The 24,308-nt window shown below is 42.0% G+C and carries 25 protein-coding genes; 8 read left to right on the forward strand and 17 right to left on the reverse strand.

Translation table 11 applies throughout. The features are described 5' to 3' along the window. Positions 1–56: 56 nt before the first annotated feature. Together CD004_RS15580 and CD004_RS15585 are read right to left on the reverse strand one after the other, a co-directional pair. On the reverse strand, positions 57–1,277 hold the full coding sequence (locus CD004_RS15580; protein WP_102263601.1) for an MFS transporter: 1,221 nt from the start codon (positions 1,275–1,277) through the stop codon (positions 57–59). A gap of 143 nt (positions 1,278–1,420) precedes the next feature. Beyond that, positions 1,421–2,029 (reverse strand): superoxide dismutase, encoded by a 609-nt coding sequence (locus tag CD004_RS15585; protein ID WP_102263602.1) that lies wholly within the window; start codon positions 2,027–2,029, stop codon positions 1,421–1,423. 446 nt (positions 2,030–2,475) lie between these two features. Here CD004_RS15585 and CD004_RS15590 point away from each other — a divergent pair, with 446 nt between their 5' ends. Further along, positions 2,476–3,168, forward strand: a complete 693-nt coding sequence (locus tag CD004_RS15590; protein WP_226677299.1) for a Crp/Fnr family transcriptional regulator — start codon at positions 2,476–2,478, stop codon at positions 3,166–3,168. Positions 3,169–3,303: 135 nt separating this feature from the next. Here CD004_RS15590 and CD004_RS15595 read toward each other — a convergent pair whose 3' ends face one another. Next, positions 3,304–3,783 carry a DUF456 domain-containing protein gene (locus CD004_RS15595; protein ID WP_102263604.1) on the reverse strand — a complete coding sequence of 160 codons (480 nt, stop codon included), beginning with the start codon at positions 3,781–3,783 and terminating at the stop codon, positions 3,304–3,306. Positions 3,784–3,849: 66 nt separating this feature from the next. Further along, a complete protein-coding gene (locus CD004_RS15600; RefSeq protein ID WP_102263605.1) occupies positions 3,850–5,481 on the reverse strand; it encodes a Na/Pi cotransporter family protein in 1,632 nt (543 codons plus the stop codon). Positions 5,482–5,701: 220 nt separating this feature from the next. Here CD004_RS15600 and CD004_RS15605 point away from each other — a divergent pair, with 220 nt between their 5' ends. The 3 genes from CD004_RS15605 (at position 5,702) to ispG (ending at position 8,272) form a co-directional block, all read left to right on the forward strand. Beyond that, on the forward strand, positions 5,702–6,478 hold the full coding sequence (locus CD004_RS15605) for a DUF1189 domain-containing protein (protein ID WP_102263606.1): 777 nt from the start codon (positions 5,702–5,704) through the stop codon (positions 6,476–6,478). A gap of 222 nt (positions 6,479–6,700) precedes the next feature. After that, the gene (locus tag CD004_RS15610; protein WP_102263607.1) at positions 6,701–7,057 is read left to right on the forward strand and encodes a hypothetical protein; all 357 of its coding nucleotides are present in this window, start codon (positions 6,701–6,703) and stop codon (positions 7,055–7,057) included. A gap of 126 nt (positions 7,058–7,183) precedes the next feature. Further along, positions 7,184–8,272 (forward strand): flavodoxin-dependent (E)-4-hydroxy-3-methylbut-2-enyl-diphosphate synthase, encoded by a 1,089-nt coding sequence (ispG, locus tag CD004_RS15615; RefSeq protein ID WP_180321305.1) that lies wholly within the window; start codon positions 7,184–7,186, stop codon positions 8,270–8,272. Positions 8,273–8,332: 60 nt separating this feature from the next. Here the strand turns inward: ispG and CD004_RS24665 are convergent, their stop codons facing one another. Beyond that, entirely contained in the window at positions 8,333–8,887 is a 555-nt protein-coding gene (locus tag CD004_RS24665; RefSeq protein ID WP_407657625.1) for a DUF4190 domain-containing protein, read from the reverse strand. A gap of 158 nt (positions 8,888–9,045) precedes the next feature. On the opposite strand from CD004_RS24665, the gene CD004_RS15625 reads away from it, so the two are divergent. Continuing rightward, entirely contained in the window at positions 9,046–9,615 is a 570-nt protein-coding gene (locus CD004_RS15625) for a 5' nucleotidase, NT5C type (protein ID WP_102263609.1), read from the forward strand. 61 nt (positions 9,616–9,676) lie between these two features. Here CD004_RS15625 and CD004_RS15630 read toward each other — a convergent pair whose 3' ends face one another. The 3 genes from CD004_RS15630 to CD004_RS15640 are packed head-to-tail and all read right to left on the reverse strand — an operon-like array spanning position 9,677 to position 11,729. After that, the gene (locus CD004_RS15630) at positions 9,677–10,090 is read right to left on the reverse strand and encodes a zinc uptake transcriptional repressor Zur (protein WP_102263610.1); all 414 of its coding nucleotides are present in this window, start codon (positions 10,088–10,090) and stop codon (positions 9,677–9,679) included. Positions 10,091–10,102: 12 nt separating this feature from the next. Beyond that, positions 10,103–10,945: a metal ABC transporter permease gene (locus CD004_RS15635; RefSeq protein WP_102263611.1), complete on the reverse strand. Its 843-nt coding sequence runs from the start codon at positions 10,943–10,945 to the stop codon at positions 10,103–10,105. Beyond that, positions 10,938–11,729 carry a metal ABC transporter ATP-binding protein gene (locus tag CD004_RS15640; protein ID WP_102263612.1) on the reverse strand — a complete coding sequence of 264 codons (792 nt, stop codon included), beginning with the start codon at positions 11,727–11,729 and terminating at the stop codon, positions 10,938–10,940. Before CD004_RS15640 ends, CD004_RS15635 begins: the two co-directional genes overlap by 8 nt. A gap of 151 nt (positions 11,730–11,880) precedes the next feature. Between CD004_RS15640 and CD004_RS15645 the strand changes: the two genes are divergently transcribed. Beyond that, a complete protein-coding gene (locus CD004_RS15645; protein ID WP_102263613.1) occupies positions 11,881–12,135 on the forward strand; it encodes a DUF2624 domain-containing protein in 255 nt (84 codons plus the stop codon). A 368-nt stretch (positions 12,136–12,503) separates the two neighbouring features. Here the strand turns inward: CD004_RS15645 and CD004_RS15650 are convergent, their stop codons facing one another. Both CD004_RS15650 and CD004_RS15655 read right to left on the reverse strand, forming a co-directional pair. Beyond that, on the reverse strand, positions 12,504–13,394 hold the full coding sequence (locus CD004_RS15650) for a deoxyribonuclease IV (protein ID WP_102263614.1): 891 nt from the start codon (positions 13,392–13,394) through the stop codon (positions 12,504–12,506). 21 nt (positions 13,395–13,415) lie between these two features. Then, positions 13,416–14,732: a DEAD/DEAH box helicase gene (locus CD004_RS15655; RefSeq protein ID WP_102263615.1), complete on the reverse strand. Its 1,317-nt coding sequence runs from the start codon at positions 14,730–14,732 to the stop codon at positions 13,416–13,418. Between the two features lie 243 nt (positions 14,733–14,975). Between CD004_RS15655 and CD004_RS15660 the strand changes: the two genes are divergently transcribed. Both CD004_RS15660 and CD004_RS15665 read left to right on the forward strand, forming a co-directional pair. Beyond that, complete coding sequence (locus tag CD004_RS15660; protein ID WP_233434877.1) at positions 14,976–15,605, forward strand: YqfQ family protein; 630 nt, start codon at positions 14,976–14,978, stop codon at positions 15,603–15,605. A 108-nt stretch (positions 15,606–15,713) separates the two neighbouring features. Further along, positions 15,714–16,667 carry a 4-hydroxy-3-methylbut-2-enyl diphosphate reductase gene (locus tag CD004_RS15665; RefSeq protein WP_102263616.1) on the forward strand — a complete coding sequence of 318 codons (954 nt, stop codon included), beginning with the start codon at positions 15,714–15,716 and terminating at the stop codon, positions 16,665–16,667. Between the two features lie 276 nt (positions 16,668–16,943). Here the strand turns inward: CD004_RS15665 and CD004_RS15670 are convergent, their stop codons facing one another. The 7 genes from CD004_RS15670 to dnaG form a co-directional block, all read right to left on the reverse strand. Next, a complete protein-coding gene (locus CD004_RS15670) occupies positions 16,944–18,059 on the reverse strand; it encodes a Nif3-like dinuclear metal center hexameric protein (protein ID WP_102263617.1) in 1,116 nt (371 codons plus the stop codon). Further along, positions 18,056–18,766, reverse strand: a complete 711-nt coding sequence (locus CD004_RS15675; protein WP_102263618.1) for a tRNA (adenine(22)-N(1))-methyltransferase — start codon at positions 18,764–18,766, stop codon at positions 18,056–18,058. The genes CD004_RS15670 and CD004_RS15675 overlap by 4 nt, the downstream gene beginning before the upstream one ends. A gap of 120 nt (positions 18,767–18,886) precedes the next feature. Continuing rightward, positions 18,887–19,252, reverse strand: a complete 366-nt coding sequence (gene cccA / locus CD004_RS15680; protein WP_102263619.1) for a cytochrome c550 — start codon at positions 19,250–19,252, stop codon at positions 18,887–18,889. A gap of 185 nt (positions 19,253–19,437) precedes the next feature. Continuing rightward, complete coding sequence (locus tag CD004_RS15685) at positions 19,438–20,577, reverse strand: acyl-CoA dehydrogenase family protein (protein WP_102263620.1); 1,140 nt, start codon at positions 20,575–20,577, stop codon at positions 19,438–19,440. Positions 20,578–20,675: 98 nt separating this feature from the next. Further along, positions 20,676–21,206 carry a hypothetical protein gene (locus tag CD004_RS15690; RefSeq protein ID WP_102263621.1) on the reverse strand — a complete coding sequence of 177 codons (531 nt, stop codon included), beginning with the start codon at positions 21,204–21,206 and terminating at the stop codon, positions 20,676–20,678. Between the two features lie 110 nt (positions 21,207–21,316). Continuing rightward, the gene (gene rpoD / locus CD004_RS15695; protein WP_102263622.1) at positions 21,317–22,447 is read right to left on the reverse strand and encodes an RNA polymerase sigma factor RpoD; all 1,131 of its coding nucleotides are present in this window, start codon (positions 22,445–22,447) and stop codon (positions 21,317–21,319) included. A gap of 43 nt (positions 22,448–22,490) precedes the next feature. Further along, complete coding sequence (gene dnaG / locus CD004_RS15700; RefSeq protein WP_102263623.1) at positions 22,491–24,299, reverse strand: DNA primase; 1,809 nt, start codon at positions 24,297–24,299, stop codon at positions 22,491–22,493. Positions 24,300–24,308 lie beyond the last annotated feature (9 nt).

A 24,308-nucleotide genomic window follows, 5' to 3' on the forward strand; every position in this document is an offset into this window, starting at 1 on the left:
CAGAAATATTTTCCAATCGTATTGGATTATAGGAAAAAGACCGGGGATCATCCCGGTCATGCTGGGGCTTTCAGATGAATTTTCCTGATAAAAAAGTAAATCAATGTATGTCCGCTCCCAAGGATGACAAGCAGGATGGGGATTGCCTGTTCTTCATTGAACATATGGGTTGAAACCAGAAATAACACAATCGAAGCAATACGGCCAAGATTCAAAAATAATTCGCGGACTACTATATATTCGATTCTCATTTCAGCAGCTTTCCAGCCACGTCCAATCACATCATAAGTCATTGATGCATACGGAACGAGAAGCAATGGATAAGCGACTGCAATCAGAGCCGCATATAACAACAGACGGAAATAGCTGACCTGGAAAACAATCAGGAATATCGCTATGAAAAGAATAATTCCGCCCACCAGAATCGCTTTTTTTCGATATTTCTTTTTCAGCATTCTTGAAACAAAATAGTAGGCAAGAAAAGAAATCCCTGAATTGATCAGACCATAGGTACCCAATGCCATTTCACTGTCTGTAGCTATAAATACAAATACCGAAACGATGAAAACAAATACCCCTTCTCTAAGACCTTGAAAAAAATGGGCATTTGTTACCATGCGCCAATTTTTGTCATGCTTTCTTTCAGCGATAATACGCTGAAACCAGTACTTTCCATGGGCAGGCCTCCGTTTCAGGAAGAAACTTAGCAACACTGCTATTGAAAAAAGACCTAATGAAAGTCCAAATACTACCGTATAGCCAGTCAGTTTTTCAAGCCGGGAAATAATAAACCCTGCAGCTACAGGACCTATCATTCCACCGACTGAACCAAGGATGCCCAGAAAGCCATTAAAGAAATCACGCGTTTCCGGTTCAGTGATTTCAAAAGTGAGAACATTGTAGGCAAGCCAATAAAAACCATAGCCTATTCCTAACAACACACCTAGTAACAGTAAAAAATTTGAAGCTTTCGTTCCTACAAGCAAAACCGTTACATAAAACAAAGCCAGAAAGATTACACCGATTCGAAGGACAATAACCCTGTCGACTTTTTTTGCCCATCTTCCCGCAAGAATGAATGTAAGTGGCTGCGCAATGACAATCGATAAATTATACATTGCCAGATCGGCAAGTTCACCAGATTGCTTCCATAAATAAATGTTAACAAAGGTATTCGAAAGGGCAATGCTCAATGAGTACAATCCCCCAATAATCAAAAGGAGCGCTAAATCCTTTGTCAATTCAATGTCTCCTAATAATTTGTTTACTTTGCTCATGATCGACTCCCCTTTTCTCTAGGGTAGTTTCTAACAAAGTTAAGGGGGTTATTCAGTTTTTCCCGAGGGTCTTTGAAGGATAAAGGAGTACAAATAAAAAAGAGAGACTGCAATCAATTGCAGCCCCTCTTGTGATCAGTCAATTATTTTGCAGAAGCGAAGCGCTTGCTAACTTCTTCCCAGTTAACTACGTTCCAGAATGCACCAATGTATTCTGGTCTTCTGTTTTGATAGTTCAGGTAGTATGCATGCTCCCAAACATCAAGTCCAAGAATTGGAGTCTTACCTTCCATTAATGGAGAGTCCTGGTTTGGAGTGCTAGTAACTTCAAGCTCGCCATTGTTAACAACAAGCCAAGCCCAGCCTGAGCCGAAACGAGTAGTTGCTGCCTTAGAGAACTCTTCTTTGAAGCCTTCGAAGCCGCCAAACTTAGAGTTAATTGCTTCTGCTAGTTCGCCAGTAGGCTCGCCGCCTCCGTTTGGAGAGATAACTTGCCAGAATAAAGAGTGGTTGGCATGTCCGCCGCCATTGTTGCGAACTGCAGTGCGTGCTGCTTCTGGCACTGCATCAAGGTTAGCAACTACTTCTTCAACAGTTTTAGAAAGAAGCTCTTCGTTACCTTCCAAAGCATTGTTAAGGTTAGTTACATAAGTATTGTGGTGCTTAGTGTGGTGAATATTCATTGTTTCTTTGTCGATATGTGGCTCAAGCGCATCATATGCATAAGGTAATTGTGGTAATTCAAATGCCATTTTTAACATCCTCCTATGTATCGTGTTTCACTCCCAGAACAAAATCTTTTACATAATTCTGTTATTAGAATTGTTCTAAAAGTGCTTCTAGTTTAGATTACCAAAGAACGGTAATCGTTTCAAATAAAATGCTTTTATATAACGAGTTTAAAATCCCCTTTTCTTCGACATTATATACATTTTATTTTCAGTGGCACTATTATTAATGAAAATTGAAACAGAATTCTGTTGTGCCAGTCTGTCAAGTCAGTTTATAAATAACAGAAATGAATCCCATTGATAAAGTTTCAGAAAATCGTCAATATTGCTCAAATGCAGTCCTGTCAACGATATATGTCGCATCTATAAATATAACCATTCCATTTATTACCAAAACACCGTTGACACAGTAACAACAATTCTTTTAAATCAATAGTATAGAAAGGCTTAATAAGGAGACGACCTTGATGGACAAAAATATATCATTATATAGCTTAATTTTGCAAAACTTCATTGATCGGGAAACCATTCAAAAAATCAAGCCGGATACAATGCTATTCCAGGAAGATGAAAACGTTCAGAATGTTTATGTTATCCTCAGTGGAAGTGTTTCTGTTGGCCGTGTCCATATGAAAGGAAAGGAATTCATCCTAAAAATCTTGAATGGTGAAGAAATGATTATTGAATATGAACTGTTCAAGCATAATCCGCGTTATCACTTTTCAGCTAAGACTCTTACAGAATGTGAAATTCTCATGATCAAAAGAGAGCAGTTCGAGGAATTCATTATGAACGATAAAACTGCTATGAACGCGATGGTTAACTGGCTCAGTACCAGATACCTTAAAGCACAGATGAAATGTCAGGACCTTATCATGAACGGGAAGAAAGGCGGTTTGTACTCCATTTTGATCAGGCTGTGTAATAGTTATGGCGTGATGACAGATGAAGGCATCCTGATCGATCTGCCCCTCACCCACCAGGAGTTGGCGAATCTAACATACGGAACACGTGAAGTTATCCAAAGAATGCTGAAGGAATTACGAGAGAAAGACGTCATCGCTTATGATCAGCTTAAGTTCACGGTAAAGAACCTGGCGTATTTAAAGGAAGAAGTCGATTGCCAGAATTGTTCATTTGAAATTTGCGGGCTTAACTAAAAAATTGTAAATCATTAAAATATACCCTTATGTTAGGAGTGAACTCAGCATAAGGGTACATTTGTGAATTCTCTTAAATCTAATCTATATAAATATCTTTAAGGTAAAAAATCGTGCTGCATCAGCACGATTTTTTTATACTAATATGAAGAAATAAACGAGCATGATGGTCATGATAATTCCTTTTGTCACCACACTGCTGACAAAACCTACTACAGAACCGAAGCCGACCTTAATCGCTTCATTCAAATTCTTCTTATTAACCAGCAGTTCAGCCAGTGCTGCTCCTAAAAATGGCCCGACCAGGATACCAACGATCGGGATTACAAAAGGCCCGATCAACAAACCGATTGTACTTCCCCACATCCCCGCCTTGCTACCGCCATATTTTTTGACACCAATGATGTTGGCAATATAATCAGCCCCAAACAGCAGTGCAACGAACAGCCCCTGAACAGACCAAAATAACCAGTTAAAAGGCTCAAATGAAAAAAACAAGCCGTAAAGTATAAAACCGCCCAACATTAAAAGTACGCCAGGCAAGATTGGCACCACCAAACTTGCATAAGCTCCAACGAATAACACACCAATGATTATCCAATAAACTGCTTCCATTCAATCCATCCTTTTTGATTGTAAAATAAAAAAATAAGCAAAGGTTTCCCTTTGCTTATTTTACCACTATTTCTGTTCTCCCAAAACGTACTCAGCGATGTTTACTGCATGGTCGCCGATTCGCTCAAGGTTACTGATGATGTCAACGAACACGATTCCTGCCTGTCCAGTACACTGTCCTTCGTTCATGCGAAGGATATGCTGCTTTCTAAGCGTTCGTTCCATTCTGTCAATCTCATCCTCTTTTGTGACTACTGCTCTGGCTGTATCAGGGTTCTTCTGGTCCAATGCCTGAAGCGCTTCTTCAACAGTACTTACAGTCAGGTTGAACATGACTTCCAGGTCTTCCATAGCCGTATCGGTCATCTTAACTTTATTCGCCTGCTGATACTCGATTAGTTCAACGATATTTTCGAAGTGGTCCCCGATTCTTTCAATATCCCGGACTGTATCGATCAGCATGCTGTGTTCTTCAGATTCATGCTCTGATAAAGAGCTAGTTGCGAGGTCGACTAGATAATCCGTAATTTTGCGGTCAAGATTATTAATTGCTTCCTCTAACTGGTATGCATTAGAAGAATGCTTTGTATTTTTCGTTTTAAGGAATTCATTTGTTTCTTCAAGTCCCTTAAGGGCAAACTTACCCATGCGCAGGACTTCTTCCTTCGCCTGTCCCAGCGCAATCGAAGGTGATTGCTCGATGAATACCGGATCAAGGTGCTGAGCCTTATACTCGACAATAGAATCCTCGCCAGGAATCAACTTTGTCACAATCAATGCCAGTACTGCTACAAAAGGCAGCTGGATCAGTGTATTAGTCGTGTTGAAAATCCCGTGGGCAAATGCAATTGTCATTTCAGGATTAAGCGAAAGATTATCCCTGATGATTTCAATTAAAGCAGTAAAAGGTTTTAACAATATTAAAAATAAAGTGGTTCCTATTAAGTTGAATAATACATGTGTTGCTGCAGCTCTTTTGGCAGCTATAGAAGTGCCAATCGCTGCAAGAACTGCGGTAATGGTTGTACCAACATTATCTCCAAATAATACCGGAAGGGCACCATTAAGGTTAATCAGATTCTCGGCATGCAAGCCTTGCAGAATACCAATCGTCGCACTTGAACTTTGGACGATAACCGTGAAGACTGTACCGATAACAACCCCCAGGAAAGGATTTGAGCTAAGCTCTACTGTCAATTCATGGAAGGATTCGAGGCTACGAAGCGGCTTCATTCCACCACTCATCAATTCGAGTCCGTAAAACAAGGCACCAAATCCGAATACGATTTGTCCGATATTATGTACCTTTTTACTTTTAAAGAAAAATAATAGAATAGAACCAACTGCAATAATTGGCAAAGCATATTCACCAACATCAATACCGATGATAAACGCAGTAATCGTGGTACCGATGTTAGCACCCATAATAACCCCAATTGCCTGGCGCAGCGTCATGAACCCGGCACTTACTAATCCAACCGTAATAACTGTGGTTGCTGAACTACTCTGGACTAATACAGTTACAATCAGACCAGCTAGAACACCCATGATCGGGTTAGTCGTAAAGCGGTCAAGAACATCACGCAATCTATCCCCGGCTGACTTCTGTAAACCATCACCCATGAATTTAATGCCGTATAAGAAGATACCAAGTCCACCAAAGAACTCAAACAGCATTTCTTGTAAATTCAATTCCATTTTTTCAACCCCTAGATTTATTTCGACAAACATCTACAAACACAGCTTATTATGAAGGAAATATTAATGAAAAGTAAACTATTTTCGCTTCGAATTTACAATACCTTAACATTTCTTCGTTATGTTACAAAAATGTTACAAAGCGGAGGTGAAAAGGTTGTTATTTAACTATGTGAAAAGCTAAAATAGTGAGTGTAACTCTATCAAAGGACGTGTATTCATGAGTATTTTCACACAATTAGCAAAAAGCATATATTCTCCAAAGGTAATTGCTGACACGCGATATCAGGGAATAGGCAAAACCATTTTATTTGTCTTCATGCTGACCCTAATATCCATTTTGCCTATAGTCTATTATATGTTTGTTGGGATTTCAGAAGCTGTTGGATCGGTCAAGCAATCCATCAACAATGATTTACCTTCTTTTACAATTCAAGAGGGAGTACTGCAGTCAGACATTAACGCACCGTTAACAATTAAAAATGGGAGTTTCACATTAATTTTTGACCCTACCGGTGCTATCGATGAAAGTGAACTGGCTGGCATGGATGCAAACGTTGCAATGCTTCAAAAGGAGATTGTGCTCGCTGCTGGCGGCGAAACTAATGCAGTTCCCTACTCCCTTTTCACAACTGAATCAATGACAAAGGATGACATTATTTCTCTCATCAATACGGCTGAATCCTCGCTCCCTGTTTTGCTGGGAATCCTTTTTATTGTCATCTATGTTTTTTCCAGCGGAATGAAGTTCATCGAGGTTTCTCTATTAGCGTTCTTTGGCCTTCTATTGAAAAATCTCGCAGGGAGAAAGCTTCAATACAGACACTTATGGAGAATGGCAGCATATAGCACGACACTCCCTACTATATTTTTCACGATCATGGCATTATTAAAAACAGAAGTGCCCTTCAGTTTCTCTGTTAATTGGTTTGTTGCTTCTATGATACTTCTGTTAGCTATTAAAGAACTGCAAGGCAAGAAACCTGCCGAAAGTTAAGAATACGCCGCCTCTGGCGTATTTTTTTTGTTTTCACGCCTTAATATATGGTTTTCTCTTTTTCTGCCCCATTATTCACTTTCATAAACAAATACATTCTCTCAAATCGAAACAAGCTGTTTTAAAAATTCTTTAAAAACTTCTATTTTATCTATCAAAATTGTTCTTATTTATATTTCAGCTGCATAAATAATGATATAAGCGTTAAAGGAGGAGGGTCCTATGAAAAAACTAGCAGGCTTATTGGTTTTCTTGATAGTAGCATACGCAGTCTACAATGATTTGAGCATAGGAACACTTCCAGCAGCGAAAATGCAGGATCCCGAAATATCGAAAATGGAAATGGTAGAGATGGAAAAGGCAGAAACACAAACCACACAAGAAATACCTTTTTTTGAACACGAAGTACTGCCTGGTGATACTGTGCTATCAGTAATTGACAGTTATATGGACAAACCATTGGGCGTACCTGTCTCACAAGCAGTTGAAGATTTTAAAAAATTGAACGATGGGACAGATCCGCAAAAAATCAAATTCGGAAACGTTTATAAATTCCCGGACTACAGCAGCCAAAATTAGCAAAGGCTAACAATTGAAGTCTTTCCTTGTCAATTTGAACAAAAGATTGATAAAATGGGGTTATGCAACTTTAGGAACATATTCATGAATTCCATTTTTCAAAGGAGCGAATCACTGTTGAGTGAAATTATACATCGTACCAAAACCCGTCCAATTAAGGTTGGGAATTTAACCATTGGTGGCAACAATGAAGTTGTCATCCAGAGTATGACAACAACCAAGACGCATGATGTCGAAGCGACTGTCGCTGAAATCAAGCGGCTTGAAGAAGCAGGCTGCCAGGTTGTCCGTGTTGCTTGTCCGGATGAGAGAGCGGCAAATGCTATTTCAGAAATCAAAAAAAGAATAAACATACCACTTGTTGTTGATATCCATTTTGATTACCGCTTAGCGCTTAAAGCAATTGAAGGCGGTGCTGACAAAATCAGGATCAATCCTGGTAATATCGGCAAACGTGAAAAGGTAGAGGCTGTTGTAAAAGCTGCAAAAGAGCGCGGGATCCCGATTAGAATCGGCGTAAATGCGGGTTCTCTTGAAAGACGTATCCTTGAAAAATATGGCTATCCTACAGCAGATGGCATGGTAGAGAGTGCTCTGCACCACATCAAAATCCTTGAAGACCTTGATTTCCATAATATCATCGTTTCGATGAAGGCTTCTGATGTTAACCTGGCGATTGAGGCTTACGAAAAAGCTGCGAAAGCTTTTGATTATCCGCTTCATCTAGGAATCACGGAATCAGGGACTTTATTTGCAGGTACTGTCAAAAGTGCAGCTGGCCTTGGAGCGATTCTTAGTAAGGGAATCGGAAACACTGTCAGGGTATCATTAAGCGCTGATCCAGTTGAGGAAGTAAAAGTTGCGAGAGAATTGTTAAAATCATTCGGCCTTGCAGCAAATGCTGCGACATTAATCTCTTGTCCAACTTGCGGACGAATCGAAATCGATTTGATCAGCATTGCCAATGAGGTAGAAGAGTACATTTCAAAGATTAAGGCGCCAATCAAGGTTGCTGTCCTTGGATGTGCTGTTAACGGCCCTGGTGAAGCACGAGAAGCTGATATCGGCATTGCAGGGGCGAGAGGGGAAGGACTCCTTTTCAGAAAAGGAGAGATTGTCCGCAAAGTGCCAGAGGAAACAATGGTAGAGGAACTTAAGAAAGAAATCGATAAAATTGCTGAAGAAAAGATTCGCGAAGCTGCTCTTCAGCAATAACAATCAAAATGCCCGGGAAATCAATCCCGGGCATTTTTTGTTGGCAATCTTATGTCACCGTCAGAAGAACGGCAATATAAAGATGCCGACTAGAATTGAGATTGTCCCTATTCCAATTGCCCAGCTTCCGATAGCGGATCCTCTTCTGCGGGCCATGAAGCCAAGGACAATCCCAGCAGCTCCGAAAAGAACAGGTAAAATAAACAGCGACAAGATCGATAGGGCAAGAGCTGATAAAGCAAGCCCTCGTCCTCCAGTTGTACTTTCTTCTTCTGACCTTCTTGCAATTGCAGGTGGTGCAGGAGCAGCAATCTCCGCCGCAGTTTCTTCCTGATACTGTTCCTTACGTTCAGGTCGGGCGATCGCAGTCATCTCCTGGTAGTTCTCATCACGTCCAGGTCCAGCGATTGCAGTCATTTCCTGATAATGTTCCTCACGTTCAGGTCCTGCGATTGCAGTCATTTCCTGGTAGTGCTCATCACGTGCAGGAGAGTACACTTCAGTTGCTGTTTCTTCCTGGTATATTTCATCACGCGCATCCCTTATAGTGATGACATCCTGCTTAGGTTCAGTGATATATTCGGTACCTATCTGTTTTCGCTCTTGGTCTGCCACTTTAATCCCTCGCTTTCTTAAGTGGAGCATTTATTATTGTTTACGAGTAATGAGGATTTCATCATGGCAATGTTTGACTAACTTGAGAAAGTAAATCTTTTGCGTGCCTTCCATATTTGGTAAGATTAAATAAAGATCAATGTTTAAGGAGCAGATTGATGAAAAAACGTTTAGGCATAGACATCGATGGTACAGTCACTTGTCCGACTACATTTGTACCTTATTTAAATGAAGGGTTCGATTTGAATATTACACTGGATGATATTAAGCAATATGATTTTATGCCGCTTGTATCTGTAACTGAAAGAGAGTTCGCAGCCTGGTTCAAAAAAATGGAGCCAGTAATTTATTCCAACTCCCCTTTAGCAGAAGGAGCTAAGGAAATTTTAAAGAGCTGGGAGAAACAGCACGAATTATTTTTCATCAGTGCAAGGGGAACACATTTACTAGATCTGACCAAAGAATGGTTTTCTGCCAACGAACTTAGGTATCATGACATCCATCTGATCGGCTCACACGATAAAATCGAGGCTGCACGTAAATACGAAGTGGATATATTTTTCGAGGATAAACACGATAATGCAGTCAACCTGCATGAAGAGCTAAGGATTCCGGTCATCCTTTTCAATACTCCTTACAATCAGGAACCGATTCCTGAAGGAGTCATCCGGGTAAATAACTGGCAGGAAGCAAATGAATGGGTAGAAAACTGGTTTAAAAATAGTTAAAAACGGCCAATTGGATGGCCGTTTTTTTTTGTTTTTATCGGGATTTATTTTATATCTTTTACTATTGAACACAGTCAGGGCAGCGACCGTATATTTCGAATTTATGCCCGGAAATATCATAGCCTTTGAAGCTTGCTTCAATATTCCTCATTGGACAGGTCTCAATTTCCTTCGTTTTGCCACAGTCAAGGCAAATAAAGTGGTGATGATGCTCTTTATGTGAGCAGGTGAATCGGAAATGCTTTTCACCTGACAACTCTGTCATTTCCAGGATACCTAGTTCAGCAAACACGCTTAAATTCCGGTAGATGGTATCAAAGCTCAAGCCAGGATAATTTCCCTTCATTTGTTCCAGGACATCGCGAGCAGTCAAATATTTGTCATTATCGGAAAACAACTGGAGCATATCTTCCCTTTTACCAGTATGCTTATACCCCTGTTCCTTCAACAGGTCCATTGCTTCGTTCACATTCATGATATCACCCCGTTAGATGGATCTTGTAGCCGCGCGTTTTTTTAGCCAAATGGCCAGCACAAGGATGAGAACTGCAATCATTACAATCGTTCCGCCTGGAGCAAGGTCAAGGTAGTAGGACAGGAACAAACCGCCTAGTACCGATACTTCACCAAATAAGATGGAGAAGAAGATGGTTTGCTTGAAACCTTTTGCGAAACGGATGCTTGCCGCAACTGGCAGGGTCATCAGCGATGAGACAAGCAGGATGCCAACGATCCTCATCGATGCGGCAATCACCAATGCCACCATAATGATGAAAATAAAGTGGAGCGTCTTAGCGGCAATACCAGTTGCTCTTGCATATTCTTCATCAAATGATAAAAGGAAAAGTTCTTTATACAACAATACTACAAGTGCTATAACAAGTATGCTAATAATCAGGATCGTCCATAGGTCAGCCCTGCTCACCGCACTAACGCTGCCGAATAAATAACTGAACAAATCAGTATTGAATCCATCAGCAAGCGAGATAAAAATGACCCCGAGCCCGATTCCGCCAGAAAGGATAATTGGGATCGCCAATTCCTGATAATGTTTATACACAGTCCGAAGCTTTTCAATGAACAATGAGCCTCCTACAGAGAAAGCCATACCCATATATAGCGGGTTCACACCACTGAACATCATGAATTTTTTTTCGAGCAGCAGACTTGCCGCGATGCCTGCCAAAGTGACATGGCTGAGGGCATCAGCTATAAGTGAAAGTCTTCTGACTACGATAAAAACTCCAAGAAGCGGAGCAATCACCCCGATGATCATTCCGGTCAAAAAAGCATTCTGCAAAAATTCATATTGCATCAGTCCGCTAATCATGAAGGTGCCCTCCTCCGTGATGGTGATGATCATGTGTCAGGACATGGACATCATGGCCGTAAATCTCTGAAACATCATTGATCTTCATCTGTTCAAATTCCTCGGCACTTCCATGGAAATGCATGTTTTTATTCAAGCAGGCAACGTTTGTGACCTTTTCTGAAATCGTGCCAATATCGTGAGTTACCAATAGCAAGGTGATTCCTTTCTCTTTATTGAGTGTTTCGAGCATTCCATAAAAAGAGTTGACGTTCTGAACGTCTACACCTACCGTTGGTTCATCCAAGATCAGCAATTCGGGCTCACTTACAAGCGCCCTCGCGATAAACACCCGCTGCTGCTGGCCGCCAGATAGTTCGCCAATATTCCTGTCCAGGAATTTCTCCATCCCAACCGACTCGATGGCCTGCTTGATTTCTGCATGGTCACTTTTCTTTAAAAAGTTGAAAAGACCCAGCTTCTTCGTCAATCCGCTAGCCACTACCTCAAAAACAGTAGCAGGGAAGCCCGTATTAAAAGAATTAGCCTTTTGAGAGACGAAGCCGATTTTATGCTGATCCTTAAACTTGCTAATATCATGTCCAAACAAAGAGATGGAGCCTTGCTGCGGCTTGATCAGTCCAAGCATTAGCTTAAGCAATGTCGACTTGCCCGAACCATTGGGGCCGACAATCGCTAAAAAGCTTCCTTTTTGAATAGACAGATTTATATTTTCAAGAACATTCTCTTTATCATATCGATAATAAAGATCCTGTACCTGGACGATGTAATTATTTGAGTCCATTTTTATCACCCGAAAAATAAGAATCATTCCGATTTACCTTTAGTAGTATATCTCTTAATGACGATAATGTAAATAAAAGAACTCGTAATCCAAGAAAATTGTCACGAATCCTTTAATAGGCACATACCCTACTATGAAGGAGTGATGATCTTTGGCTATTTTTGAAAACATAATTAATCACAAAATAGGCAACATTACGGCTGATGAACTGCTGAAGTATGCAAAGCAATTCAACATCTCCATTACCAGGCCACAAGCAGAGAAAATCGCCGGATACTTAAAAGGCAAAAAAGTGAACATCTTTATTGATTCAGAGAGAACCGCCCTGATTAAACAAATTGCCAGAATCACCAGCCCTGAAACAGCAAAAGAAGTTAATAAGTTGTTTGTTAAATTCACAAAATAAGAGATATGTCCGTCATGATTCCTATGACGGACACTTTTTTCTTTTTCCCGCCTATTTCTGTCCGTCATGACTCTCTTGACGGACACTTTTTCCTCTTTCCCGGCTATTTCTGTCCGTCACGACCCTTATGACGGACACTTTCTCCTCTCTCTCGGCTATTTCTGTCCGTCACGACCCTTATTACGGACACTTTTTCCTCTTTCCCGCCTATTTCTGTCCGTCATGACCCTTTTGACGGACATTCTTTCCTCTTTTCCGGCTATTTCTGTCCGCCATGCCTGTAACTATCATTCCACCTAGTGGTCACTCATAACCGGTCCTATTTTAACCCGCAAAAAAAGCTGTGGAACTAAACCCACAGCTTTTTTTTAGCCATTCCTAATGATATCAAGCAAGTTCTCTTCAAATTGTTTGCTTTTCAGCATTTCGATTTCATATTTGTAAGGCGCCTTTTTATTGTTCTTGTCCTCACCGACAAATGGTGTCTCGAGAATTTTAGGAACATGTGTCAATTGCGGATGGTGGACAATGTAGCTTAATGCGTTAAAGCCGATATGCCCGAACCCTATATTCTCATGACGGTCCTTCCTCATCCCGACCTCATTTTTACTGTCATTGATGTGAAGTACCTTCAGTCTATCAAGACCGATGATCTTATCGAATTCATTCAGCACTCCATCAAAATCTTCAACGATTGGGTATCCTGCATCATGTGTATGGCAAGTATCGAAGCAGATAGAAAGCTTGTCATTATGGGTTACTCCATCGATGATCATCGCAAGTTCTTCGAAGGATTTTCCGCACTCCGAACCTTTTCCAGCCATCGTTTCAAGAGCGATTTGGACTTTATCTTCGCTGCTTAGAACCTCGTTCAAGCCCTCAATGATTTTTTCAATCCCTTTTTCAGTTCCTGCACCTACATGCGCACCAGGATGCAGAACGATTTGCCTGGATCCAATCGCTTCTGTCCTATCAATTTCACTCCTCAAAAACCTTACCCCTAAATCAAAGGTGTCAGGATTTTGCGTGTTCCCGATATTGATGATATATGGAGCATGGACGACGATTTCATTGATTCCATTCTGCTCCATATGAAGGCGGCCTGCTTCGATATTCAAGTCCTCGATTTTTTTTCTTCTTGTATTCTGTGGTGCCCCCGTATAGATCATAAAAGTATTTGCACCATATGAGACAGCTTCCTCACTAGCAGAAAGCAGCATATTTTTACCGCTCATGGAAACATGTGATCCAATTAACATCTTGATCTCTCCTAAATCCCTTTATTTATTTCTCTTTTGTATACGGTTTTCCCGTTTCTTAATTTTATCCATCTCATATTGCATCTTCTTTTTATAGCCTGGTTTTACCTTTTTAGGCTTGGAAACGAGCGACTTTGCCTTCGCTTCGCCAGTGGTTTCTTTCTTCTTTCTGTTCTGGCGTCTGTTACGCTCTTCGATTTCGGTGAATTCACCTTTTTTCAAATCGATATTTTTAAAAGAGATGCCCATCTTTTCAAGACGAACCAGTGCATCTTCATCACTCTGCTCATAAACCGTCAAGGCAACTCCTGATGAACCAGCACGTGCTGTCCTTCCTACCCTGTGGATATAGAAATCAAGGTCCGTAGGCAGCTCATAGTTGATGACATGACTGATTCCTTGAATATCGATTCCTCTTGCAGCCAGGTCAGTAGCTACAAGATACTGAAACTCAAGATCTTTGATCTGCTTCATGACGCGCTTACGTTCGCGTGGGCTCAGGTCTCCATGGATACGGCCAACCTTCATTCCTTTTTGGATCAAACCATCGGCAATTTCATCTGCTTTTTTCTTTGTATTAGCAAATACAATCCCCAGATATGGATTGAACGCTAGAAGCGCTGAATGAACAAGCCCGATTTTATCACGATGCCTTGCAGGCAGAAGAATATGTTCAATCTTCTCTGCAGTAGCCTGTTTAGGATCGATTTGTACATATTTTGGGTTTTCCATGTACTTTTTCAAGAATGGTTTTAATTTTTCAGGAATCGTTGCTGAAAATACAAGCATTTGCAGCTTCTCTGGCATACGGGATGCAAACTGGTCAATATCCTCGATGAATCCCATATCCAGCATTAAATCCGCCTCATCAATTACGAGCATGTTCGCCGTATGCACAAATAGCGCATTTTCCTTGACCAGGTCGTTAATTCTTCCTGGAGTGCCAATGACAATTTGCGGCTGTGTCTTTAGCTTCTCGATCGTTCTTTGCTTGTCCGTCCCGCCAATATAGCAACGAGCTGTGATCTGCTCTCCCTGTGGAGCGTGTTCAGCAATCTTAAGGACTTCATGGTAAATCTGATTGGCAAGCTCACGTGTCGGTGCAGCGATTACTGCCTGTACCTCATTGCGTGATGAATCAAGCTTATCCATAATTGGCAGTACATAGGCATGCGTCTTTCCTGTACCGGTCTGGGATTGCCCGATGGCACTCTCACCCTTCAGGATTGTAGGAATAAGACGTTCCTGGATTTCCGTTGGCTCATAAAACCCTAGTTTATTGATCGCATCTATAATGAACGGTTTCAATTCATAACGATTAAATTTTGTTTCACTCATTGAAAATCTCCTTCTTTCGCCCTGTTCCCTGGATAATCAGGGATTACAGCTCGTTCCGTAAGCTGATCTCTTCAGGTTCATCCTGTAATTATAATAAAGATTGCAGAAAATCTCCAATCAGTACTATCTTAACCTTTCCTTATAAAAAAACAAACCTGTTTCGCAAACATACTTTTTTAAAACCAATTCTGATAATATGCATACTCTAATAGGAGATGAAATAATGGGAAAGGAGGGGTCACGATGCTACAAGGACCCCGTATGAATTCACGCGGGATGCAAAATCGGTTTTATGGTCCTGGCATGATGGGAGGTCCCTTCATGGGGCAGCGGCAGATGTATCCAAATCAATTTGGTCCTGGGCCCAGGATGCCGCAGGGACAAATGCCTCGAATGATGGGAAGAAATTCGCAATCAAGACAAGGTGGAGGATTGCTTTCAAAGATCCTAGGAAAAGGCAGCAGAGGCCAGGGAAATGGTATCTCGGGTTTAATATCCGGAAGCGGAAGTGGTCCGGCACGAGGAGCCAGCTCAGGCGGAGGAATCCTGAAGACCCTCGCTGATCCATCTGCACTGAATGGTTTTCTCTCCAACACGCAAAAAGTTCTTAACACCGCACAGCAATTCGGACCGATGATCCAGCAATACGGCCCTATCGTCCGTAATTTGCCTTCAATGTGGAAACTGTACAGAGGATTGAAGGACCTCCCAGATGCTGATGAGCCAAAAGCTGACCAAGAAACGAATGAAACAGTCGAGAATAAGAAGAAACCGAAAAAATCCAAAAAAGCTGGTTCCAGTTCCCCAACACAAAAGCCGCCAATCAAAAAGCAAAGCAATAATTCAGCTTCTACTCCTAAATTATTCATATAAACTGGATAACAGTTAATTCATTCCTTCTGGAAAGTCGCTTTTGTATTCTTTCTGCAAGTCTTATATAATAAAAGAAAGAATCAGAGGTACTCTTAGGAGGATGACTCAATGAATGTAATTAAAATATCACCACGCGGTTATTGCTATGGTGTTGTCGATGCCATGGTCATTGCACGCAATGCTGCTTTGGATAAAAGCCTGCCGCGTCCAATATATATACTTGGGATGATTGTCCATAATAAGCATGTCACTGATGCATTTGAAGAAGAAGGCATCATTACATTGGATGGAAACAACCGCAAGGAAATTCTTGAAAAAGTTGAAGGCGGAACAGTTATTTTCACTGCACACGGAATTTCACCCGAAGTCAGGGAGCTTGCCAAGGAAAAGGGACTTGTCTCGATTGACGCGACATGTCCGGATGTGACAAACACTCATAACCTGATCAGAGAAAAAGAAAAGGAAGGTTTTGAGGTTATTTACATCGGCAAAAAAGGGCATCCCGAACCTGAGGGAGCAGTAGGTGTAGCACCAGGGATTGTTCATCTAGTTGAAACGGCAGCTGATGTAGAAGCTTTGAATCTGCAAGCTGAAAAATTAATCGTAACCAACCAGACAACGATGAGCCAGTGGGACGTCGCCGACATCATGGTAAAAGTAAAAGAAAAGTACCCGCACGCGGAAGTCCATAGAGAAATTTGCATGGCTACACAAGTACGCCAGGAAGCTGTCGCTGAGCAGGCTAAGGCAGCAGATGTGCTAATTGTGGTTGGCGACCCTAAAAGCAATAACTCAAATCGTCTAGCACAGGTATCCGAAGAAATAGCCGGAACAAAAGCATATCGAATTGCCGATATTACCGAGCTTGATATCGATTGGATAAAAGATGCTGACACAGTCGCAGTCACATCTGGAGCATCGACTCCGACACCAATCACAAAAGAGGTCATTACCTTCCTCGAACAGTTTGACAAGGAAAACGAAGAAACATGGGCAAAAGAGAAAAAAGTACCTCTTCATAAAATCCTGCCAAAGGTTAAGAAGACTGAGGCAAACGTATAATAAATCGAAAGCAGCCTGACTATTTATTCAGGCTGCTTTCTTGTGTTTTGTTATTAGTGGGAATCATCTCGCTGAAATTCCAATCGTCTTCTGGCTCAGCACATGTTCCCTGTGCCCGAAGCTGCTGTGACCGTCACTGATACAAGATACAGGTTTCGGGCGCAGCTTAACCCGTTCTGCAACTGAAACTGATGCCAGAAACGGATTTCGGGCGCAGCTTCCCTCGTTTTGCGACCGAATCTATTACCATCATAGTTCTCCATATCAAGTCAATGTCTAAATAAAGGTGAACGGATCTGTTCCTATTTCAGATGGAATGAAGTTCACATCATACCCTTTGTCTTTACATAGTCCTTCCATCACCGTGGCGACTCCCTTTTTTATGATCTTCTCGACATTATGTCCTGGGTCAATCATATTCAAGCCGGCCATCAGTGCGTCGTGTGCTGTGTGATAGTAGATATCCCCGGTAACGTAAACATCTGCTCCGCGGAATTTCGCCTGCGAGTAATACTTATTTCCGTCACCGCCAAGGACAGCTACCTTTTTCACCTTTGCGTTCAAGTCTCCGACAACACGGATTTTATCCACTCCCAAAGCTTCCTTTACTACTTTGGCATATTCAGACAGGGTCGTCTCTTCGACTTGCCCGATTCTTCCAAGTCCAAGTTGTTCTCCCGTATTTTCAAGTCGATATATATCATAGGCGACCTCCTCATAAGGGTGGGCCTTGATCATAGCCTGGATAACCTTTTTTTCAATGCTCTGCGGAAAAACAGTTTCTACGCGCACTTCATTGACTGCTTCAAGCTTTCCTTGTTCGCCGATATGTGGATTCGTATTTTCCCCCGGCAGGAAACGTCCCTTTCCCGTCCCTGAGAACGAACAGTGGCTATAGTTGCCGATCGCCCCTGCCCCTGCATTGCCTAAGGCATCTCGCAGTCGCTCTGCATCTTCCTCAGGTACGAAAACGACAAGTTTTTTCAACTCGTCCTCATAAGTTGGCACCAGCACTTGAGGGTTCTTTAAACCAAGTGCAGCAGCCAGCAGGTCATTTACGCCTCCCTTTGCCACGTCCAGGTTCGTGTGCGCTGCATAAACCGCGATGTCATGCTTGATCAGCCTGGCTATCATTCGTCCGGCAGGAGTGTCAGTTGCGATCTTTTTTAATGGTCGGAATATCGGCGGATGATGTGCAATGATTAATTGAACATTCTTGGCAATCGCCTCCTCCACCACTTCTTCTGTTACATCAAGAGCAACCAGGACATTTTCGACCGATTGGTTCAACGCACCTATTTGCAGGCCAACCTTATCGCCTTCCATCGCAAATACCTTAGGCGAAAATTGTTCAAAAAGCTGAATCACTTCATGTCCATTCACTTTTTTCACTGTAACGCCTCCTCTGCCATCTTAAGTTTCGTTTTCAGTTCCTGTCTCTTGTGTTCTGTATCATCATTCTGGACAGCCTCATCAAGTTGCTTTAGGATACGCTCCCAATTTCTCTTTTCACCATTCCACTTTTCTATGAATACCTCTGTCTTTTCCTTCAGCAAAAATGGGCCAAACAATATTCCAACTTCAAAGTTGATATGCTGATACGGCTTCAATGGTTCGCCCTTCTCAGCCACTAGGATTTCGTAAATTTTCCGATCTTCTTCTAAAATTTCTTCTTTGACCAGTTCCCAGCCATTGTCAATCAACCACTTGCGCAACGCAAAGCTTCCAACATTCGGCTGAAGGACAAGCCTGCTGACTCCTTCTAGTTTCGATTTCCCTTGTTCCAGAATCGTCGAAATCAATGTACCGCCCATACCAGCGATGGTAATGCAATCAACCTCACCAGGTTGAATTACTTCAAGTCCATCACCTTTTCTGACTGATATTTTATCTATGAGACTTTCCTCACGAACCTGCTCAAGGGCAGATTGGAATGGTCCTTCGGCGACCTCGCCTGCAATCGCCATTGGAACAGTACCCTTCTTTACAACATTACAAGGAAGGTAGGCATGGTCGGAACCAATATCGGCCAGCCTTGCACCTTCAGGAATATAATTGGCAACGGCTTCAAGCCGGTCTGATAGTTTTTCAGCATTCATACAAGTCACCTACTAAATCTTATTTTGCTTTTATAAGTATATGAAAACCGCATACCCCTTGTCCAATTATGCAGGATAAAAAGTAAAGGCTCTTTGCAAAAAGCAAAGAGCCTTTAAATATTACTTCAATTCATTGACAATCCATTCTGCCATTTGATCTTCCTTGCCAGCAGCCAGGCCAGGAGGCATTGCTCCTTTACCATTAACCAGGATGTCTTTGATTTCTTCCTGTGAGTACTTGCTGCCTACACCTTTCAATGAAGGACCTGAAACGCCTTCATACTGGTTTCCGTGGCACATTGCGCAGGATTGCTGGTAAAAATCCTCCGGGTTTGCTTCAGCAGTTTCTTCCGTCTTTTCACCGCCGCCTTCTTTTTCCTTTGCAAGATCCTTGGAATCCCCTACACCCTTGAAAGAAAGCAGGAACATCAAGCCGATCCCCATTACCATGATCAATACGAACGGGATAATTGGATTACGATTCATCATATACCCTCCTTTATGTACAACATCTACTTAAATAATGATTTCACACAGATATTATTTTACTTGAAAAACGTTTACAGGGAAAGTAAAAAAGCAAACTTTGTCACACTTGTTCACAATTTAGACAAAAAACTTCATCATATGATGAAGTTTTTTGCTGTACAAAGCATATTTAGGATACCCTTTTAGCAGCCAATTAATCTTGCAATAACCATTCTTTGGACTTCTGATGTACCTTCACCAATTTCCAGAAGCTTTGCATCCCTCATGTAACGTTCCACTTCATATTCCCTCATATAGCCATATCCGCCGTGTATCTGGACTGCCTGATCAGCTACTTCCATCGCAATTTCAGAAGCATAGAGCTTGCACATTGACGCTTCCTTTGAGAATGGTCGTCCCTGATCCTTCAGCCAGGCTGCCTTATAGACCATATTGCGTGCAAGTTCAATCTTCATTGCCATGTCAGCAAGCTTGAATTGGATAGCCTGGAACTGTGATATCGGCCTGCCGAATTGCTGTCTTTCTTTCGCATACTGCAAGGCTTTTTCGTAAGCAGCCTGAGCCACTCCGACAGCCATAGCGCCTATTCCGATCCTGCCGCCGTCCAGTGTCACAAGGAATTGCTTGAAGCCTTCCCCTTTTTTTCCAAGAAGGTTTTCAACTGGCACATGGACATCCTCCATCACCAGCTGAGTAGTATTCGATGCATTCAACCCCATCTTTTCATAATTATCAATGACAGAGAACCCTGGTGCATCGGTTGGAACGATAATTGCACTGATTTCCTTTTTTCCATCCACATTACCAGTGATCGCCGTCATTGCCAAATGTTTGGCATAGCTTGCATTCGTGATAAAGTTCTTGCTGCCGTTGATGATGTATTCCCCATCAACCTCTTTGGCCGTCGTCTGGGTACCTCCTGCATCCGAGCCTGCATTTGGTTCTGTCAGCCCGAAAGCCCCCAGTGATTCGCCTGTACAGATTGGAGCCAGGTATTTTTGTTTCTGTTCTTCTGTACCAAATAGATTGATAGGAGCGCCTCCAAGAGATATGTGGGCAGAATATGTAATCCCAGTTGAGGCGCATGCCTTGCTCAATTCCTCAGTGACAATCGCAAAACTGACCGTATCAGCTCCTGCTCCGCCATATTCCTCAGGGAACGGCAAGCCCAGCATTCCTAGTTCTCCCAGTTTTTTGAAGATTTCTGTCGGGAATTGTTTTGTTTTATCTCTTTCAATCGCTCCTGGAGCAACTTCTTCCTCCGCAAATTCTTTAATCGTCCTTTTAATCATGGCCTGTTCTGATGTTAAATCAAAATTCATTTCCATCCCCCTTAAAACATTGAATGCGTTTACATTCTTCATTATAAAGGTGGATAAACAATTTTCTCAACATTTAAAAACTTTTAAATTATTAAAAATTATATAAATATAGTAATTAATAGGGTGATTAACCCTATAATTCCTGATAGTTTGAAGCTCAATATCTTCCACTTCGTCCCTGCTGTAATCCACAATAAGCAGTTCAGGCCCGCTACGAGGTAAAGAATGACGGGATGGTCTGGAAATATTATTTCAGCTGCCTGAACAGATGTGATTAATAAAAGAAGCGCAGAAGCAAGTAATGGGATCAAATCAAAAAAAGATTTTTTCAACATATAAAAGGCTGCTGAAAGGGTAGTAATGCCAAAAAAAATGATAAGGGCAGTTTGCAAAAAGAGAGACAATTCAGTAAAATAAAATAAAAAAACTGAAAGCGATAACAATCCAACTAGAATAAAACCTATTATTCCCTTAGTACCGCTCGGCCTCTTTTTTCGAGTCGAGTCAGCTTCAGAGCTTCCCTCTGTATACAGGTTCAAGAGGAAATCACAATAGTGCTCAGGCAACAGCCTGTTTTGCTTCCAGTACTTAATTTCATTGGTGATGATTTTCCTGCGATGGTCATCCATATGTAGGCACATCCTGTCTTAATGGTTATTCGAGCTAATAGTCGGCGGAAAGAAAGTAAAAAAGGAATAATTTACTTTTATTTTAAAAAGTAAATTATTCCTTGGCAATCCTATTCTAAAAAGTCTTTCAATCGTTTGCTGCGACTTGGGTGTCTCAGCTTGCGAAGTGCCTTAGCTTCAATTTGGCGAATACGTTCGCGCGTAACGCCAAATACTTTGCCCACTTCTTCCAAAGTGCGAGTGCGGCCATCATCAAGACCAAAACGGAGTCGAAGGACGTTTTCTTCACGGTCAGTAAGCGTATCTAGGACATCCTCCAGCTGTTCCTTCAAAAGCTCATATGCAGCATGTTCGGAAGGAGAGGTAGCATCCTGGTCCTCAATGAAATCACCAAGGTGGGAATCATCTTCTTCCCCTATCGGAGTTTCGAGGGATACTGGCTCCTGGGCAATCTTAAGGATTTCTCGCACTTTCTCAGGTGACAGGTCCATGTCTTCGCCAATCTCTTCAGGCGTTGGTTCGCGGCCTAAGTCCTGGAGGAGCTGTCTTTGTACGCGAATCAATTTATTGATGGTTTCAACCATATGGACAGGGATCCTGATAGTCCTTGCCTGGTCAGCGATAGCACGAGTGATGGCCTGACGGATCCACCAGGTAGCATAGGTACTGAATTTAAAACCTTTGCGGTAATCGAACTTTTCAACCGCTTTGATCAAACCCATATTCCCTTCCTGAATCAGGTCAAGGAATAACATACCACGGCCTACATAGCGTTTCGCAATACTTACTACGAGTCGAAGGTTTGCTTCGGCAAGACGTCTTTTGGCTTCTTCATCGCCTTGTTCGATTCTTTCTGCCAGATTGATCTCTTCTTCTGCAGAAAGCAGGTCAACTCGGCCAATCTCTTTTAGGTACATCCTTACCGGGTCATTGATTTTCACTCCCGGCGGGACACTTAAGTCATTCAAGTCGAATTCTTCATCGTCTTTTGCAAGCTGTTTGATGTCAGGGTCTTCAACTTCATCGCTTTCACCTACGAGTTCAATCCCTTGTTCACCGAGGAACTCATAGTATTCATCCATCTGATCGGAATCAAGGTCGAAGCTTGATAGCCTTTCTGCGATATCATCATAGGCAAGGACACCTGTTTTCTTGCCTATTGCCGTTAACTGGTCTTTCACTTGTTCAACTGTCACTTCATTTTCAGTGACTTCTTTAGAACGGGCTGACTTTTCAGCCATATGTCCCCCTCCTTCCAAAAATCAAAAACAATCAGCATAAGCTTTATAAGGTCTTGCGCAATTGGATAATTTCCGTTGCGATAGCCGCAGCGCGCAAGAAATCGTTTTGTCGTTCTGCCTGTTTTTGTTCTGCCATTTTTTCCTTTATTTTTAACATTTTTTGATAATTCAAGACCTGCTTGATATAATCAGATAATTCCTGGTCACTGATCTCCTCGTTAAGAGGCATCATTTCTATATCAGCAACGACCCTTTTTAGCTTATTATCCTGGAGATAATTTAAGAACGCGCTTGGGTCAGGATCATGTCCTTTTTCATAGTATGCAAATAAATAAGTAATAATAGCCTGATGTTCATCAATGTTTAATGTACTTCCTGCAAGCATTTCCTGTACCTTATATGCGACATCGGCGTCTCTCATCATATGAAAGATCATTCGCCTTTCTGCAGTGTGGTATGCAGGCTTCAATTCTGATTTCCTGGCGTAGCTTACAGGTTTTGATTCCGCTCGCGGTTGATTTTGCCCCCTCTTTTGGCCCGACGCCTGAACCAGCTGATTGAGCTGTTGGGCTAAAGCTTCTAGGGATAGCGAGAACTCATTCGCAAGCTGCCTCAAGTAAAGGTCTTTTTCTACTGCTTTATCGAGCGTGCTGATTTCTTTAAGTACTTCTTCGATATATTGAAGGCGATCTCCTTCATTCTGAAGGTTTTTCCCTCGACGATAATATATTAATTTAAATGCCATCAAGGTGGCGCTGGAGCCAATAATATCGTTCTTGAATTTTTCCTCGCCATGCACCTTTATGAAATCATCAGGATCCATGCCATCTGGCATTGTTGCAACCCTGACAGCGAATCCCGCTTTTGACAGCATGTTAGATGCCCTGAAAGCCGCTTCAATACCGGCTTTGTCCGAGTCGTAGCAAATCGTTACAGCTTGCACATTTCTTTTCAGCAAGGAGATATGTTCATCAGTCAAGGATGTCCCCATCGTGGCGACACCGTTTTCTACGCCTGCCCGGTTAGCAGAAATAACATCGGCGAATCCTTCGAAAAGTACAGCTTGCTGCTGCTTTCGGATCACACCGCGAGCAAGGTGGAAATTATATAGAATTTTACTTTTGTTGAAGATTTGCGTTTCGGGACTGTTAAGATATTTGGGTTCTTCGCCCCCTAGTGCCCGCCCTGAAAACGCAATCGTATTCCCCTGGTGGTCGAGGATTGGAAACATAATCCTGTTCCTGAACCTGTCAAAGTATGTCCCATCGTTTTCCCGCTGGATGACAAGTCCTGCTTTCGAAATTAAATCCAGCGAAAATCCCCGCTTTTCAAGCAGTTTCACTGCAAAGTCCCATGAAGGCAATGAATAGCCTATTTGGAATGTGTCAATGGACTCCTGTGTAAATCCCCTGTTAAGAAGATATTCAAGGGCCTCTTGACCTTCTTTTGTGTTTACAAGCAAATGATGATAAAATTTACGCAATAGTTCATGCGCTTCAATCATTTGCTTCGAGCCTTCAGGCAGTTGTGTGTTTTTGCCCGAAGCCGGTCCTTCCAGCTTCAGTTCGATGTTCGCACTTTTCGCGAGCTTTACTGCAGCTTCTTGAAACGTCAGGCCATCAATATCCATCAGGAATGAAAACACATTCCCGCCGGCACCACAACCAAAGCAGTGATAAATCTGCTTATCAGGTGAAACTGAAAATGATGGAGAGTTTTCCCCATGAAATGGACAAAGCCCAAAATAATTCCGGCCTTGTTTTTTCAATTGGACGTAATCACCAATGACATCGACTATCTCAACCGCCTGCCGGATTTCATTTACTTTTTCCTCGGCAATCCTCTCTGCCATAAGCATGAC

The organism is Mesobacillus jeotgali (assembly GCF_002874535.1).
Classification (GTDB): Bacteria; Bacillota; Bacilli; order Bacillales; family Cytobacillaceae; genus Mesobacillus; species Mesobacillus jeotgali.